13 protein-coding genes, 2 tRNA genes and 2 pseudogenes are annotated in these 15210 nt (G+C 49.5%); 9 read left to right on the forward strand and 8 right to left on the reverse strand.

Annotated features, from left to right (window positions below; all coding sequences use genetic code 11):
* The first annotated feature begins 5 nt into the window (after window positions 1–5).
* The 5 genes from cfbD (at window position 6) to IPI71_08555 (ending at window position 4367) form a co-directional block, all read left to right on the forward strand.
* Window positions 6–1079, forward strand: a complete 1074-nt coding sequence (gene cfbD, locus IPI71_08535; protein ID QQR70693.1) for a Ni-sirohydrochlorin a,c-diamide reductive cyclase catalytic subunit — start codon at window positions 6–8, stop codon at window positions 1077–1079.
* The gene (gene cfbB / locus IPI71_08540; GenBank protein ID QQR70694.1) at window positions 1067–2464 is read left to right on the forward strand and encodes a Ni-sirohydrochlorin a,c-diamide synthase; all 1398 of its coding nucleotides are present in this window, start codon (window positions 1067–1069) and stop codon (window positions 2462–2464) included. The genes cfbD and cfbB overlap by 13 nt, the downstream gene beginning before the upstream one ends.
* A 30-nt stretch (window positions 2465–2494) precedes the next feature.
* Entirely contained in the window at window positions 2495–3364 is an 870-nt protein-coding gene (ilvE, locus tag IPI71_08545) for a branched-chain-amino-acid transaminase (protein ID QQR70695.1), read from the forward strand.
* A gap of 56 nt (window positions 3365–3420) precedes the next feature.
* Window positions 3421–3495 (forward strand) — tRNA-Glu (locus IPI71_08550).
* Between the two features lie 656 nt (window positions 3496–4151).
* Window positions 4152–4367, forward strand: coding sequence for a hypothetical protein (locus IPI71_08555; protein ID QQR70696.1), 216 nt, complete (start codon window positions 4152–4154; stop codon window positions 4365–4367).
* A gap of 109 nt (window positions 4368–4476) precedes the next feature.
* On the opposite strand, the gene IPI71_08560 is transcribed toward IPI71_08555, so the two are convergent.
* From IPI71_08560 to IPI71_08585, 6 genes and pseudogenes are all read right to left on the reverse strand, one after another.
* Window positions 4477–4581 (reverse strand): AIM24 family protein, encoded by a 105-nt coding sequence (locus tag IPI71_08560; protein QQR72000.1) that lies wholly within the window; start codon window positions 4579–4581, stop codon window positions 4477–4479.
* Window positions 4582–4599: 18 nt separating this feature from the next.
* Entirely contained in the window at window positions 4600–4932 is a 333-nt protein-coding gene (locus tag IPI71_08565) for a hypothetical protein (protein ID QQR70697.1), read from the reverse strand.
* Between the two features lie 239 nt (window positions 4933–5171).
* Window positions 5172–5438: a hypothetical protein gene (locus IPI71_08570; protein QQR70698.1), complete on the reverse strand. Its 267-nt coding sequence runs from the start codon at window positions 5436–5438 to the stop codon at window positions 5172–5174.
* 228 nt (window positions 5439–5666) lie between these two features.
* Window positions 5667–7238: pseudogene (locus tag IPI71_08575) on the reverse strand (IS1634 family transposase).
* A 389-nt stretch (window positions 7239–7627) separates the two neighbouring features.
* Window positions 7628–9227 (reverse strand): annotated as a pseudogene (locus IPI71_08580) (IS1634 family transposase).
* A gap of 87 nt (window positions 9228–9314) precedes the next feature.
* A complete protein-coding gene (locus IPI71_08585) occupies window positions 9315–9902 on the reverse strand; it encodes a tetratricopeptide repeat protein (protein QQR70699.1) in 588 nt (195 codons plus the stop codon).
* Between the two features lie 340 nt (window positions 9903–10242).
* Between IPI71_08585 and IPI71_08590 the strand changes: the two genes are divergently transcribed.
* Both IPI71_08590 and IPI71_08595 read left to right on the forward strand, forming a co-directional pair.
* Window positions 10243–10398, forward strand: coding sequence for a hypothetical protein (locus IPI71_08590; protein ID QQR70700.1), 156 nt, complete (start codon window positions 10243–10245; stop codon window positions 10396–10398).
* Entirely contained in the window at window positions 10380–11144 is a 765-nt protein-coding gene (locus tag IPI71_08595) for a hypothetical protein (protein QQR70701.1), read from the forward strand. Before IPI71_08590 ends, IPI71_08595 begins: the two co-directional genes overlap by 19 nt.
* 832 nt (window positions 11145–11976) lie before the next feature.
* On the opposite strand, the gene IPI71_08600 is transcribed toward IPI71_08595, so the two are convergent.
* Window positions 11977–12048 (reverse strand) — tRNA-Arg (locus IPI71_08600).
* Window positions 12049–12214: 166 nt separating this feature from the next.
* Between IPI71_08600 and IPI71_08605 the strand changes: the two genes are divergently transcribed.
* Window positions 12215–13243 (forward strand): inorganic phosphate transporter, encoded by a 1029-nt coding sequence (locus IPI71_08605; protein QQR70702.1) that lies wholly within the window; start codon window positions 12215–12217, stop codon window positions 13241–13243.
* 9 nt (window positions 13244–13252) lie between these two features.
* A complete protein-coding gene (locus tag IPI71_08610; protein QQR70703.1) occupies window positions 13253–13900 on the forward strand; it encodes a DUF47 family protein in 648 nt (215 codons plus the stop codon).
* A 265-nt stretch (window positions 13901–14165) separates the two neighbouring features.
* Here the strand turns inward: IPI71_08610 and hypD are convergent, their stop codons facing one another.
* Window positions 14166–15194, reverse strand: coding sequence for a hydrogenase formation protein HypD (gene hypD / locus IPI71_08615; GenBank protein ID QQR70704.1), 1029 nt, complete (start codon window positions 15192–15194; stop codon window positions 14166–14168).
* Between the last annotated feature and the right edge of the window lie 16 nt (window positions 15195–15210).

Genomic DNA, 15210 nt, shown 5'->3' on the forward strand with positions numbered 1-15210 from the left:
TTTCCATGAAATACATGCATCCAAGACCGAGCTCGATTGTGGCAGCCCTTTATACCGCCCGCGATCTGGAAGTGGATGTCTCCATCCTTCATGGCCCGTCCGGGTGCTCATTCAAGCACGCCCGGCTCCTCGAAGAGGACGGTATGAGGGTACTTACCACCTCTCTTGCGGATCACGAGTTTATTTTCGGCGGGCAGCAGCCACTTGAAGGGGTGCTAAGGTATGCAGAAGAGAATTTCTCTCCACGGAGGATAGCTGTCATCGGCACCTGTGTATCCATGATTATTGGCGAGGATCTGCAATCGGCAATCGCAGCTTCTGGTATAAGCACCCCCACTATTGCCGTTGAGATTCATGCCGGGTATCCTGAGAACATCGAAGGGGTCATTGCCACTCTCGAACCGGCTGCCGGAGCAGGATGGATATCGGGAGACGAGCTCGCCCGCCAGAAATTCCTGCTGGCTGCAGCAAATGAGATCGAACGACTGAGGGGTGCCGCCTGCCGCCCGTATATTGAACCTTCACGGGGTGATCTGAAGCATCGCGTTGCCGAGCGGCTCGTAGAACTGGCAGGATCCGGGAAAAAAGGGATGGCCGTAATGAATGCGAAAAAGGAGACTGCCTACATGTTCGCCGATGAACTCCTGGCCCTCAATGATGCGTGCCCGGCAGCAGATGTCATCTATGTTGCAAACCTTGAATCCCGGGGTCTCCCAAAGGTCAGGCAGGACGCCACCCGCATTCTTGATGGCATGAAGCGCAGGGGAATCTCTCCCCGGCTGGTCGGGGCCCTCGATGAGTACGGCGCCACCGGTGAATCCCTCGGCCGGTTGATATCTGGTATTGCCCCTGATTTTGCCCTCATCGCAGGGGTCCCGCACGCAATACCGCCTGAGTTCACCCGCGGCATCGAGTGTTTCTCCATCACGAACGGGCCCCGCCAGGTTGCACCCCTCCGCGAACTCGGGCATCAGCATGTCGTTGTCGAAATCGATCTCCACCCCCAGACCCTTGGTGTCCGGAATATCGTGGAGAGCGAGTTCGGTTCTATTCTCCGGAGCATGCCATGCAAGCCCTGATGGTCTCCGGTGATCGTTCGGGCAGCGGAAAGACCAGCATCACCCTGGCCATTGCTGCACTGCTTTCGAAGCGGATGACCGTCCAGACCTACAAGGTCGGGATGGATTACATCGATCCTTCGTATCTCTCCGGGGTAACGGGACGTCCGTGCCGAAACCTCGATAGCTTCGTGATGAATGCCGATGAAATACATCAGATCTTCACGCATGGATCCCGGGGGGCAGAACTCGCGATTGTTGAAGGAGTGCGGGGTCTCTACGAGGGATCTGAAGCACTTGGGGATTCCGGGAGCAGCGCATCGATCGCGAAATATCTGGGTCTTCCTGTTGTTCTCGTGGTGAGCGCACGAAGTGTCACACGCAGTGCGGCAGCGATGGTCAGGGGCTTTCAGATCTTCGATCCAGGAGTCGATATCCGCGGGGTGATCCTCAACAATGTTTCCGGTGAAAAGCATATCCGGAAAGCAACCGAGGCCATCGAGCATCACTGCAGGATCCCGGTTATCGGAGCCGTACCCCGGATGCCGGAGATGGAACTTACAATGCGGCACCTCGGGCTGGTCCCTTTCAGCGAGGGGAGGACCAAACCCCTGTTTGAAGAAAATATTGCAGCGCTTGCCGGGGAGATATCCGATCATATCGATAGTGAAGCCCTGCTCAGTCTTGCAGCCCGGTGGAATCCACTTGCACCATCAACGGGTACGATTTTCGGGAGGCACGAATCCTCCGGAGTAAGGATAGGTATAGCCCTTGATGAGGCCTTCAATTTTTATTATTCGGACCTCTTTGATATTCTACCGGCGCTTGGTGTGGAATGGGTTGCTTTCAGCCCTCTCCGGGACCGGCTTCCTGATGCTGATGGATATATTTTTGGCGGAGGATACCCGGAGCTCTTTTTGCCCGAACTTGAAGGAAACGATCGCATGCGTGAAGCTGTCGCGGAATGGTCGCGGGCAGGAGTCCCGTTCTATGCAGAATGCGGTGGGCTTATGTACCTGACCGATACCGTCCAGCTAAAGGAGGGCTGGCAGGGAAGAGATCATGAAGAATCATATACCATGTGCGGTGTCTTTTCCGGAAAAACGATCATGCCTTCTTTCCGGGTAATTAGCTACGTGGAAGGCGAGAGCCTGGGACAAAACCCGCTTGGAACCGGACATTTCCGTGGGCATGAGTTCCATTACTCGGATGTTGTCCTCTCCACGGAAACGAAGTATTCTTACCTCCTTTCACGCGGGAAAGGCATCTGCGGCAACCGGGACGGGGCAGTTACCGGAAACACTCTTGGCTCTTATACGCACCTCCACCCTGTCGCATCACGGGAGCTGCTTGCAGGTTTTATCAGTACCTGCCGTCGTTGGGCCGGGAACCGGAGCAGCAGGTAAGATATACGAGAACGGCCAAATGTAGCTCTTATGATAATTTATATCGACGGTAGGTTCGTCCCCCGCGAAGAGGCAAAGCTTTCTGTCTTTGATCACGGTTTTCTCTACGGAGACGGGGTTTTTGAAGGAATTCGTGCCTATAACGGGCGTGTTTTTCGGCTGAGGGAGCACCTTGACCGGCTCTATGACTCTGCCCGGACCATCGATCTCACCGTGCCGGTCTCCAAGGAGGAGATGGGAGAGATTATTCTCGAGACTCTCAGGAAGAACAATCTCCGCAATGGCTATATCCGCCCGATTGTCAGCAGGGGTGTTGGTGACCTCGGGCTCGATCCCCGCAAATGCCCAAAACCGTCAGTCATCGTGATCGCTGTTGAATGGGGTGCCATGTACGGGGACCTCTACGAGAAGGGATTGAAAGCAATCAGTGTTTCGGTCCGTCGAAATCCTGCAGATGCGCTTCCCCCGAATGTCAAGAGCCTGAACTACCTTAACAATATTCTCGGGAAGATTGAGGCAAACTACAAAGGAGGAGATGAAGCCATCTTCTTTGATACGAATGGCTACATTTCAGAAGGATCAGGAGATAATATATTCGTGGTAAAGAACGGCGGCATCTATACTCCGCCAACCCTGAACAACCTGCGGGGCATCACCCGTGCTGTGGTTCTCGAGATCTGCCAATCGATGGGAATTACCGCGACCGAGCAGAACCTTGGCTACTATGATATGTATTCCGCAGATGAAGTGTTTGTTACAGGGACGGCAGCAGAGGTCGCCCCCATTGCTCTTATTGACGGGCGGGCAATCGGCACCGGAAAGCCCGGGCCGGTCACCCGCCAGCTGATGGCGGCATTTCGAACGGTAACCGAGACGGAAGGAACCCCGATCTATCCCTGAAGGGTTTTCATCCACAATTATTTTTTACGTTGACGACCAAATTAAGAGAGCACCTTGCTGCTATAGTGTAGTCCGGCCAATCATTTCGGCCTTTCACGCCGAAGACTGGGGTTCGAATCCCCATAGCAGCATTTTCCTTTTTTATAGTGGTTAGCCTTCGGTATAGCCCAGCTGGCATCAGGGTGATCAATACCCTTATAGCCATGGATCATGGATACCTCATCATACCGGTTATGATAGAGAAAATCAGGGTTCCCCGGAACGTATATAATGAATTGGTTATGATCAACCGCGAAATTCATTATTCAACAGATTACCCGATGGCGGTAAAAAAAGCCGAGGATCACGGCTTCATGAATGCCGCAGAGTGGCTGAAGCAGAATGAAGATCTCTACCGGAGAGGGTTTCCCCGGGGGTTTGAGCCGGAGGATTGACCCGAATCTCCATTTTCCCCGATGACCATACAACTCCGCTACCAACAGGCGGTGGGAACAGAAAAACGATTTTCTCGTTCTCGATCAAATGTCACCTGAGCATCGCATAATGCATTGCGGTGGGTTCTGGTATGGGGAAATGAATTCCAACCGGGTCGACCTCACCCCTGCCTATTCTTCATACTATTTCCATTAGGCTTATTAACTTGTCATAACCCTTTTTATGGAAAGGCCATTTTTCCCGACGTAACCGGGGAGGTCGCCGGATGTCGGGGGCATTTGTGCCGAAAGGTTTAAAAACCCGCGATGCCATCACTCTTATTAAACCAAAAAATCAATCAAGGTGAATTGTAATGGGAACAAAAATTGGAAAAGAAAAGATCAAGCGTGAACCCGGCTACCTCTATTACCTGGGGAAGGACGGCTACGTTTGGGCCGCACCGATGAAGAACAACAAGACCGGTAAGAAGAAGAAGGTAGGAACTGAGAAGATTCCCCGGGAGAAGGGGTACCTCTACTATCTTGGCAAGGACGGTTTTGTGGGCAAGGCCAAGATGAAGAACGCTTAAATCTCTCCTTTTTTTTTACTAGTTTCAGGCTTGTAACAGTATTTCTTTGGGATAGATTTTTGCGCGCTGCCGTGCTTTTTCCCGAACCCGGGGTTCAATGATGGAACTTTTACAATCGGCCATATGCCGGGATATTCCTGGTCTGTAAATATACCGTTCCCGGGCCGTGAATCTCGGTTACAAGGTCTTCACCGCCGAGGCTGGCTTCTTTCAGTTCTCCAAATAGGGAATTTTACACCGCCGATGACAAGATCAGCAAGACTAATTGATCGTCCTTCATTTTGCTGATAAATTGATAGATAACAGCGGCAGAGGGAACCTGTGCCACATGCGCAAAACTTCGTAATGCGCTTCGTTTTGTGAGTTCTTCCAGAAGATAGGTGATATCTACCGAGAAATACATCGAAATGAAAAGGATACGGAATATTGTTCCTGCTTTCTCGACTGGCACAACGCCATGCCGTGCCATGGCCTGCTTGACCACACGGGACCTTGTCATGTTCATGATCTGTTCGAGGAGTAACCATTTTGGGTCTTCGGGATCTACTATGATGGGAGTGTTCATTTGTGTTCAAATATGAATGCTCCCTTGAGTACGATCAATTTTACGGTTTAATCTTGCTCATTTCTGTATTTTAGTCGATTATTAACTGTACTTTTTGCCGGGGAGCGCATTTATCCTCTGATTCTGAATATTAATGCTAATTTAGTGCTGGATCCATCAGGATCTCAAAAGGGGGTTAATAAGGAATATAAAGAATTTGTTGAAATTCTAAGAATAACGAGTAACTATTAAAATTAGTTTTATTTTCTTATTATTGTGACTAAATCACCATACTGTCGCATTATACCTTCATACCATTCATTGTAAAATCTCTCAAAAATTTGGACTTCAAAAAGAACTACAATAATATGTTCAAAATGCTGTGAATAACGATTGATTTTATCAGCAATAGTAATTAATCCCTGATTATCTGTTGGGCCTTTGATTTCAATGGCTATATCTCCAACGACAATATCAGGTCTTGAGGATCCTCGCTGTACCTCATATCCAATTTCTCCAGGAATCATCTGACAGAGGTGAGTATAAAGATTTGTGTGGTATAATTCTTCATTTTTAAAAGGTTTGATTGGCTGATATTGATTGATTACATCAGTTAATTCCTGAAGTAAGGGATTATCATTAATATCAGACCTATAAGAGAGTGTTCCATCATCTCGTTCGTATTCTGGGTATTTTTCTATTCTATCAGCTTTGTATTTTTTTTCAATTTCTAAAATTTTTGATGGTAGTTTATCCTACATTTCGCAGGTCGACCTCACAAAATAATATTTTCCGAACGCTGGCCCCATGACATCAAGAATTTGAATCACTTCCTCGTCCAGATTCACGATAAACCGCTGTATCTGCGAATTTAGGGTGACTGTGACTTCCGCCGGTCTCATGAACAGAGTAAAGATCCATTTCATGGTCGGGTTCTGGATTGGCTTTTTCAGCTGGTTTTTCACCGTTTTCCCTGTCTTTTTGAGTTGGGACCGGATATGCCACTCGGCTACTGCATAGACGAATAGGCAGAGCACCATAACCATGGAAAGCGCTTCAATCCTGGTCTCTTTCTTCAGGAAAACTTCGGCAACCCGGAAACTCTTATCCTTCAGAAACCGGAACCCCCGCTCAACCGATTGCTGCCCCTTATAATATTTCAGGATAGTGTCCGGATCCAGGTCAAGATCATTTGTTGCCAGGATGAACCGTCCGAGACGTGCTTTCTCCTGCTCGATCACATCCGGAACGATCTCAAGCGGTGAATCGACGAAGAAAACTGTCTCAACAGCCTCATCCTTGCCCGGGCGCCCTTTTCTTCCGTTCTTCTTTTTCGTCTTTGAGAATACTTGGACCCTATCAGCGGACAGGTAAGGGTACGCATCAAACCACAACCGTGCAGCCATGCGTGCATCGGGCTCACAGGCAAATTCCTTGGCACAGAGCTTCTTCCATGATTTACGCGCTTTATCCAGCCGCTTGGCCAGGTTCCTCACATAGTTATTCTCACCTGCCATCCGCCTCTTCTCGGAATACCACGGTCCATTTCTGGTCAATTCCGGCGTAGGTAACGAGACGCTCATGAAACGAGTATCCTTCCTCCTTCCCCGGGACCATGGGAATATCGGCAAACAGCAGCGACTTGACTTCATCGATGGTAGCAGGGGGATGGCTGATCCAGAAGGTATGCTGGCCGAGTGTCTGCAGGTTGGGAGCGGTATAGAACGCACTGTCGGCGATATAGTAGGCCTTGTCTTCGAGATTCAGGTTCTGCTGTACCTTACGAATGGTCTCAAGGAGGATCTTCTTGTCTGACTCATTGCCGGATACGGCTGAGTGAACAGCGGGATGCCGTGATGGTTGGTTACCATCGCAAGGACGAACTGCTTGAGGTCCCAGCGGTGATCTTTATTGTGACCGTAGGTGATCTTGATGGTCCGGAAGTCGTCATCGTCATCGGTGTCATAGTCACCGTGAACACTGAAACTGGTTGTGTCAGCATGGAGGAGGTGGGTGCCAAACGAGAGTTTTTCCATGACTGCCACTACGATATCATTGAACAGGTCGGTGCTTCCATACTCGTAGATACGGTCGAGTGTCCGGAGGAGAACATCGTCGTTCAGGTGGTCCGGGGTAACACCAGGGCCGAATAACTGTTCTGTCGAGAGGTTGGTGAAAAATCGCGAGAAGAAATAGAGCCGGCGTTCATTGAAGCCTAGACCGTTCAGGAGCATGGCCTTGACAATCGCTGAATGGGGGAGGATATGGTTCCGTGTCTTGGGCAGGGCGTCATCGATTACTGCTGATATTCCGAGTTCATCGATCATGCCGGCCACCAGACCGAGATGGGCAATCTGCTTAGAACTGAAATTCTTCGCCGTGAATTGAGATACAGGCTCCACAGAATATGTATTGCTGCGCTAAGATATAACCCTAAGTATTTTATTTCCAGAAATCGTGGGGCCACGTGCGAAAGGTGGGGTTTATAGTTCGATTTGGCATATTCTCTAAGAGTTGTCAATCGAATATTTTGGAATACAAATCTTGCCCAGTCATCATACGTCAATCTTGCACGATATATATAGCCTCTACTATTAGTTCTTATGTCGCTTGGAGAACCGATGTTGAAATATAAACACATTTTTTTTAGGTCTTTTAATTCAAATTCATCGATGATGAGTTTTTTTATGTGAATTTGGTGTTTCTTTAGTAAATCCTACATTTCGCAGGTCGACCTCACAAAATAATATTTTCCGAACGCTGGCCCCATGACATCAAGAATTTGAATCACTTCCTCGTCCAGATTCACGATAAACCGCTGTATCTGCGAATTTAGGGTGACTGTGACTTCCGCCGGTCTCATGAACAGAGTAAAGATCCATTTCATGGTCGGGTTCTGGATTGGCTTTTTCGTCGGTTTTTCACCGTTTTCCCTGTCTTTTGAGTTGGGACCGGATATGCCACTCGGCTACTGCATAGACGAATAGGCAGAGCACCATAACCATGGAAAGCGCTTCAATCCTGGTCTCTTTCTTCAGGAAAACTTCGGCAACCCGGAAACTCTTATCCTTCAGAAACCGGAACCCCCGCTCAACCGATTGCTGCCCCTTATAATATTTCAGGATAGTGTCCGGATCCAGGTCAAGATCATTTGTTGCCAGGATGAACCGTCCGAGACGTGCTTTCTCCTGCTCGATCACATCCGGAACGATCTCAAGCGGTGAATCGACGAAGAAAACTGTCTCAACAGCCTCATCCTTGCCCGGGCGCCCTTTTCTTCCGTTCTTCTTTTTCGTCTTTGAGAATACTTGGACCCTATCAGCGGACAAATAAAAGTACACATCAAACCACAACCGTGCAGCCATGCGTGCATCGGGCTCACAGGCAAATTCCTTGGCACAGAGCTTCTTCCATGATTTACGCGCTTTATCCAGCCGCTTGGCCAGGTTCCTCACATAGTTATTCTCACTTGTCATCCGCTTCTTCTCGGAATGTACCACGGTCCATTTCTGGTCAATTCCGGCGTAGGTAACGAGACGCTCATGAAACGAGTATCCTTCCTCCTTCCCCGGGACCATGGGAATATCGGCAAACAGCAGCGACTTGACTTCATCGATGGTAGCAGGGGGATGGCTGATCCAGAAGGTATGCTGGCCGAGTGTCTGCAGGTTGGGAGCGGTATAGAACGCACTGTCGGCGATATAGTAGGCCTTGTCTTCGAGATTCAGGTTCTGCTGTACCTTACGAATGGTCTCAAGGAGGATCTTCTTGTCTGACTCATTGCCGGATGCGGGCTGAGTGAACAGCGGGATGCCGTGATGGTTGGTTACCATCGCAAGGACGAACTGCTTGAGGTCCCAGCGGTGATCTTTATTGTGACCGTAGGTGATCTTGATGGTCCGGAAGTCGTCATCGTCATCGGTGTCATAGTCACCGTGAACACTGAAACTGGTTGTGTCAGCATGGAGGAGGTGGGTGCCAAACGAGAGTTTTTCCATGACTGCCACTACGATATCATTGAACAGGTCGGTGCTTCCATACTCGTAGATACGGTCGAGTGTCCGGAGGAGAACATCGTCGTTCAGGTGGTCCGGGGTAACACCAGGGCCGAATAACTGTTCTGTCGAGAGGTTGGTGAAAAATCGCGAGAAGAAATAGAGCCGGCGTTCATTGAAGCCTAGACCGTTCAGGAGCATGGCCTTGACAATCGCTGAATGGGGGAGGATATGGTTCCGTGTCTTGGGCAGGGCGTCATCGATTACTGCTGATATTCCGAGTTCATCGATCATGCCGGCCACCAGACCGAGATGGGCAATCTGCTAGAACTGAAATTCTTCGCCGTGAATTGAGATACAGGCTCCACAGAATATGTATTGCTGCGCTAAGATATAACCCTAAGTATTTTATTTCCAGAAATCGTGGGGCCACGTGCGAAAGGTGGGATATAACCCTAAGTATTTTATTTCCAGAAATCCTGGGGCCACGTGCGAAAGGTGGGGTAAATTATTATATGAAATTCTTCTGGTTTCTGCCTTTACTGCTTCTTTAATGGATCCAACTGCCCCTCCTATTGAACCAAGAACTTTAAAAGATGTTTTTGTAGCAGTTTTTGAAAGATTTTGAATTCCCTCATGAATTTGGATTTGTTTTTCTGATAGATCTTGTTTGATTTGAGTCTTATTCTGCACAGCAGGCACTCTGATATTGAAAGATCTGGATTTTTTTTGGGATTCTTTTTGTTCAGATCCTTTTATGTCAATTTCTTGACCAGATTCCAGTTTCTTCAGTTCTTTTATTTTTATTTTAATTTGGTTGGCATCATTAATCCTGCCAATTTTAAATAACGAATATCCAAAATTATTCCAAGCCGAAATGTATTGAGGACTAATCCGGGTTGCATTTTCATAACAGCGAATGGCTTCTTCATAGAGTTCCTGCTTAGCCAACTCATCGCCACGATTTTTCCAATATACTGCAGCCTCATTGGGCATGTTCGGTAAAAATAAAATTGGTTAAACATAGGATAAGACTTTCTAAGCCTGACTTCGCCAGAAGAAGGATGAGAAGGTAGTGTTTATATAATTTCATGCAAAAAACACAGCCTTCTCATTAGGTAATATAGCATTAATCGATAAAATTGATTCGGAGACCAACTTTTCGCATCAGTTCTTGGCGGAGTTGGTGGTCGAAGCAAGTCATTCATACCATCCGTAAAAGCTTCTCATCAGCAACAAACTCAATCAATCGGTATCGATCAATAAGATTCTGGACTTTACCCCCGACGAACTTCTCAAGACACTGGGGTTTGAAGATACAATTTCAGACCGGAGTTTGTATCGGACTCTGGAACGACTGGGAGAAAGAAAGTCGATTGTTCTTGACCAGTTTCAACGCTGGATCTCCCAGCAGAGCCTCGTGGATCCAACCCAGTTCGTGGACTTCAGTTCGAGTTACTTTGAGGGGACAAAATGTCCGCTGGGGAGTTAGGGTATTCCCGGGACAATCAGCCAGGGAAACTCCAGATCGCATTTGGGATCAGTGTCGGCCTCAATAACATACCGACGATGCTGACCATCCAGAAAGGAAATGTTCAGGATAAAAAGCATATGCAGATGCTGATCCGGTTATGCTCGAGCGTTCTTCCTGAAGGCAGTCTTCTGGTGTTTGACTGTGGAGGGAATACCCAGGATAACAAACGAAGGATCCGCGATCTGAAGTTCCATTATTTGACCCTGAAAGCAAAGAAGAAAGGACCATACCGGAACGAGATAACGATCTACCATGCCAGGAAAGAAAGCCAGGTTTCATTCGTTTCTGGCAACCGGGTCTATTCATGTGTCAAATATCGGGATGGCGAAGAAGTCCGGTACATATTTTTCTGTGACGACCTGGCCTGTGACCAGTTGACGAAGAAAGCAAGGAAACTTGAGAAAGACCTGGAGAAGGGGAAGGTTCTCACAAAGAAGGTTGAACGCGGAAAAGATCTCGGCCAGTATATCGCTCCTGAGGGTTGGATCATCGCCCGTGGTCATCTCCAGAAGATCATTGGCGATATCCCCAACCCCTATGTAACCGGTCTTGAAGGTTTCTTCGTGCTTGAATCAACCATCGATGATGATCCCGAAAACATCCTGAATGCCTACAAGAATCGTGACCGTGCAGAGAAGTTCATCCGGGACCTCAAAGAAGGAGCCGGCTCCGGCCGATCCGGCACTGGTCCAAACACGCGGTGATCGGGTGCGTGTTGATCGTTTTCCTCACCAAAGTCCTGGTGAGTTTGACACAACTTTTCTGTAAAGATCCCGTCGTGAAAAATCTGAAAGTCCTCAAAAATTATCTCACGAATTTGACACTTACGATCATATACCCTTCTTTTGGGTATCCTGTCAAGATCATTTCCAACTTCTCCCCAGAAATACGCCCAATTCTTGGAGATTTTATCAAGAGATATGGTAGCCTGGAGGCGCCAAATCACTGGTAAATTGCTTCTGGCGAATTGGGTTAAGTCGTTTAAATTTGATGGAAGTACTGAAAAGTGGCGAAGTTAGGTTCTAAGAATCTGACTGTAACACAGTCATTGGTTCAGCCTGATACTCGCTGAACATTTTGAGGATTTAATACGAATCGGCCTTTTCGATGTTTCAACGATGGCGACCTTTGATCCCATGTAGGTTCGCTCGGTGCCACATTTCGGGCATTTCACCCGGACGCTTGTTATCACTTTAACCACCTTCATTCACGATTGGATAGGTCGGTCCCATTCAGTACCGGGACAGACCATATCACTACCAATTCCGCGGGCGTGTCTGCACCTCATGTTGTGCGATGAGGTGAGGCAAGATCACCATATCATTGGATGGGAAAAATTTGAGGCTGTGGGAAGTGTGAAAGTGAACATTCACTATGCTGTCCTTCAGCATGTGGCCATGAAGAGAGAACAGTGAGATCAGAACCGTGGGATACGGCTGGTTGTTTCAAATCTGCGGGGTGGTACAGCTTGAATGTTCGGTTTGTTGCATCATAATTTACAAAAAATATGATTGGGATTTTTACAATAAGAGGATACGCCCCGGCCGGGATTCGAACCCGGGTCGGAAGCTCCGGAGGCTCCCAGGATATCCACTACCCTACCAGGGCACCGCGAAGAAGTCGTTAAGGGGATATCTTCCATATGAACAGGGTTCGGAACAGTATAATAATTTTGGAATCCGCAGATCACCCTGTTCCCACTGGAGGTCTCATGAGCCGGGCTTGCAGCGATACAACTAACATTATCAGGATGATATGGTAGTGACGAGATCGGATGCTTGCTTTCGTTATCGTTGCCATCCTGCTTGCCTTCGTATTCACATATACCAACGGGTTCCAGATTGCAAGCTCGGTGGGGGCATCGTTCATCGCTTCACGGTCGGCCTTGCCCAGGCAGGGAATACTCTTCATAGCAGCGATGATGGTTCTGGGGGCCCTCCTGGGAGGAAGCGCCGTTGCCTTCACCATTTCAGGATTGCTGCTCATGGAGCCGTCAGATCAGCTCGTACTCGTCGTACTCGCCGCTCTGATTGGGGCGACGGGCTCGAACCTCCTTACCTGGAAATTCGCCCTCCCCTCATCATCGACTCATGCCCTTATCGGGGGTCTTATCGGTGCCGGTCTCGCCGCTGCAGGGCATGAGAGCATCGCATGGGGACTCCGGGATCTTCTTGTCGCTCCGCATGAATTGACCGGGTTGGTCAAAGTCCTGGTATTTCTCATCCTCTCGGTTGTTATCGGGCTCATCGGAGGATATGCCTTGCACCGGTGGGTGAAGTTTCTCTTAAGAAATGCGAAACGATCCGTGAACGACAGTCTCGTCAACCTGAACTGGATTGCAGCAGGGATTATGGCATTTGCCAGCGGAGCCAACGCTTCCCAGAAACAGCTCGGCATCATTGCCCTTGTAATCTTCGCTGCCGGGTTCAGCGCCGCTCCCGGGATTCCCTTCTCCGCCCGGCTCGTTTGTGCTCTGATGCTTGGACTCGGCACGCTGACCGGAGGATGGCGAATCATGACTACTCTCGGACGAAAATTATTCAGGCTCGAACCGATCCATTCATTTAATTCCCAGTTATCTTCAGGGGTATCGATTGCCCTCTCGACGTTTCTTGGTGCACCGGTCTCGCCAACGCAGGTGATATCCTTGTCACTAATCGGTGTCGGCAGTGCTGAAAACCCGCGGAAAATCCAGTGGTCTGTCGGAAAGGATATTGTTGCATCCTTCCTTATCATCATTCCTGCCACCATGATAGTGTCCGGAGTCATTTATCTGGTGATTGGGGCATGGACCGGAAGGTGAGATAAAACGATGATGCAAAGGGATCAACAGAGCGGGAAACGGAAGGGATTATTTAATGCAATCTTTCCCGCCGAATACGATTTCGAAGGTATGCTGGCTCACCAGGCAGAACGCACTTTTTTGGGGGTCCGGATTTTTGTTGCCTGGCTGGAAAAGACTCCGCTCTCCGAACCGGCAACCCTCCGCCAGATTGAAGGAGAAGTTGATGAACTACGGTACAGGCTTGAGGAGAATCTACTCGATGCATTTTCCACGCCATTTGATCGCCAGGATATCTACAGCCTCTCCCGCCAGATGGACTATATCCTGAACTTTTCCCGGGAAACGGCCACCGAGATGTTTTCCTTCGGGGTCGAACCGGACGAGTATATTCGAAAGATGGCCGCGGAACTTCTCGCCGGCACGGAAAAGGTCTGTAAAGCGATACGGATCATGTCCAGTGACAGGATCCAGGTTGAACAGATGATCCGGGAAGCCCGGAAATCGATGCGGGCTATTGAAGCCGATTATATTGCCGGGATGCAGGTCCTTTTCAACGCTGGAGACCCGATGATCGCGCTCAGGAAACGGGAAGTCTACCACCATCTCAGGGATGCTGGAAGAGCACTTCGCCAGACAGTCGATATTCTTCATAAAGCGGTGGTCGGCATTTCGTAACATCCACGGGAGCGAATGTCAATGGGGTGGTTCCCTTTTTCAAGCCCTGCGTGGGAGCGGCTCCAACCCCTATCCTTTCTGTTTCCTGCAGTATGCTCCTGTATCACACGTGGATGAACCGTGCAGCCTCGAATATTCCTATAGTCGGCGTAAAAGGGAAAAGAAGGGGTCATTGAAGGGGAAAATCTATTATTATGCCGAAAACCCGGTGCCGGGGTGATCAGGTCTCTCCTGAAGCAGATACGTGTAAGTGTTCAGCCGCGAATCACCGCTGCTTCACCCGGTAGGTATACCATATCTTGCAGGCTCCCTCGTGGCTCACCATGCATGGCCCTACCGGAGTTCTCGGTGTGCAGACCCGTTCAAAGAGCTTGCAGTCCGAGGGTTGTGCGATTCCCCTTAGCACTTTGTCGCAGATGCATGCTGAGTGCTTCTCCACGTGTCTTAATTCAATACCGAACTTTTCCTGTGCGTCGTACTGAATAAACCCGGGCTTGAGCCGAAGCCCTGACCCGGGGATAACCGGGAATCCCCGCCACTCAACATCGCAGGGCTCAAAGACCTTGTACATGATCTCTTTTGCCTTCACATTCCCTTCCCGGCAGACTGCACGAGGATACGCATTATCGATCCGGTGCGTCCCTTCCCGCACCTGCCGGGCCAGCATGAGCAGCCCGAGCAGGATATCCTCGGGATCGAACCCGGCAACTACCTGCGGAGCAGGGAACTGTTCGTATTCGGTATATCCCATGACTGTGCAGACGTGGCCCGGGAGCATGAAGCCGTGAAGATGTGCTTCTCCCTGTTCGAGCAGCCATTTCATGGCCGGCGGGACAAGTCGGTGGCAGGAAAGGATGCTGAAATTGGGTGGAGGATGGGAAAGAAGCGCTGCGGCCACGGTCGGAGCCGTGGTCTCGAAACCAACCGAAATAAAGACCACTTCGCGGTCGGTTTCTTCCGCGATCCCAACTGCTTTGTGAACTCCCTGGACAACCTGCACATCGCCGCCGCTGGACTCAAGTGAACCTCTGCTGCCAGGGACCCGGAGGAGATCGCCATACGTTGCGACGATACAGCCACGGTCGACCAGGTCGAGAGCCGCATCGATCTCACCCTGCGGGGTGATGCAGACAGGGCATCCCGGACCCATCACGATCTTGAGCCGGTCCGGGAGAAGACTCCGGATTCCATGGCGGGCGATTGCTGCTTCATGGGTCCCGCAGATATGCATGAAGGTCATGTCGTGGTCAACGATATCATGCAGTTTTCGTGAGATCTCTGTTCCAAGGGCCATTTCTGGCTAGCTATTT

Source organism: Methanolinea sp. (assembly GCA_016699325.1).
Classification (GTDB): Archaea; Halobacteriota; Methanomicrobia; order Methanomicrobiales; family Methanospirillaceae; genus UBA9949.

Bases quoted from the DNA above. Each gene is read 5' to 3' on its own strand.
- cfbD (QQR70693.1), top strand. From the start codon at position 6: ATGAAATACATGCATCCAAGACCGAGCTCGATTGTGGCAGCCCTTTAT.
- cfbB (QQR70694.1), top strand. From the start codon at position 1,067: ATGCAAGCCCTGATGGTCTCCGGTGATCGTTCGGGCAGCGGAAAGACC.
- ilvE (QQR70695.1), top strand. From the start codon at position 2,495: ATGATAATTTATATCGACGGTAGGTTCGTCCCCCGCGAAGAGGCAAAG.
- IPI71_08555 (QQR70696.1), top strand. From the start codon at position 4,152: ATGGGAACAAAAATTGGAAAAGAAAAGATCAAGCGTGAACCCGGCTAC.
- IPI71_08565 (QQR70697.1), bottom strand. From the start codon at position 4,932: ATGAACACTCCCATCATAGTAGATCCCGAAGACCCAAAATGGTTACTC.
- IPI71_08570 (QQR70698.1), bottom strand. From the start codon at position 5,438: ATGATTCCTGGAGAAATTGGATATGAGGTACAGCGAGGATCCTCAAGA.
- IPI71_08585 (QQR70699.1), bottom strand. From the start codon at position 9,902: ATGCCCAATGAGGCTGCAGTATATTGGAAAAATCGTGGCGATGAGTTG.
- IPI71_08595 (QQR70701.1), top strand. From the start codon at position 10,380: ATGTCCGCTGGGGAGTTAGGGTATTCCCGGGACAATCAGCCAGGGAAA.
- IPI71_08605 (QQR70702.1), top strand. From the start codon at position 12,215: ATGCTTGCTTTCGTTATCGTTGCCATCCTGCTTGCCTTCGTATTCACA.
- IPI71_08610 (QQR70703.1), top strand. From the start codon at position 13,253: ATGATGCAAAGGGATCAACAGAGCGGGAAACGGAAGGGATTATTTAAT.
- hypD (QQR70704.1), bottom strand. From the start codon at position 15,194: ATGGCCCTTGGAACAGAGATCTCACGAAAACTGCATGATATCGTTGAC.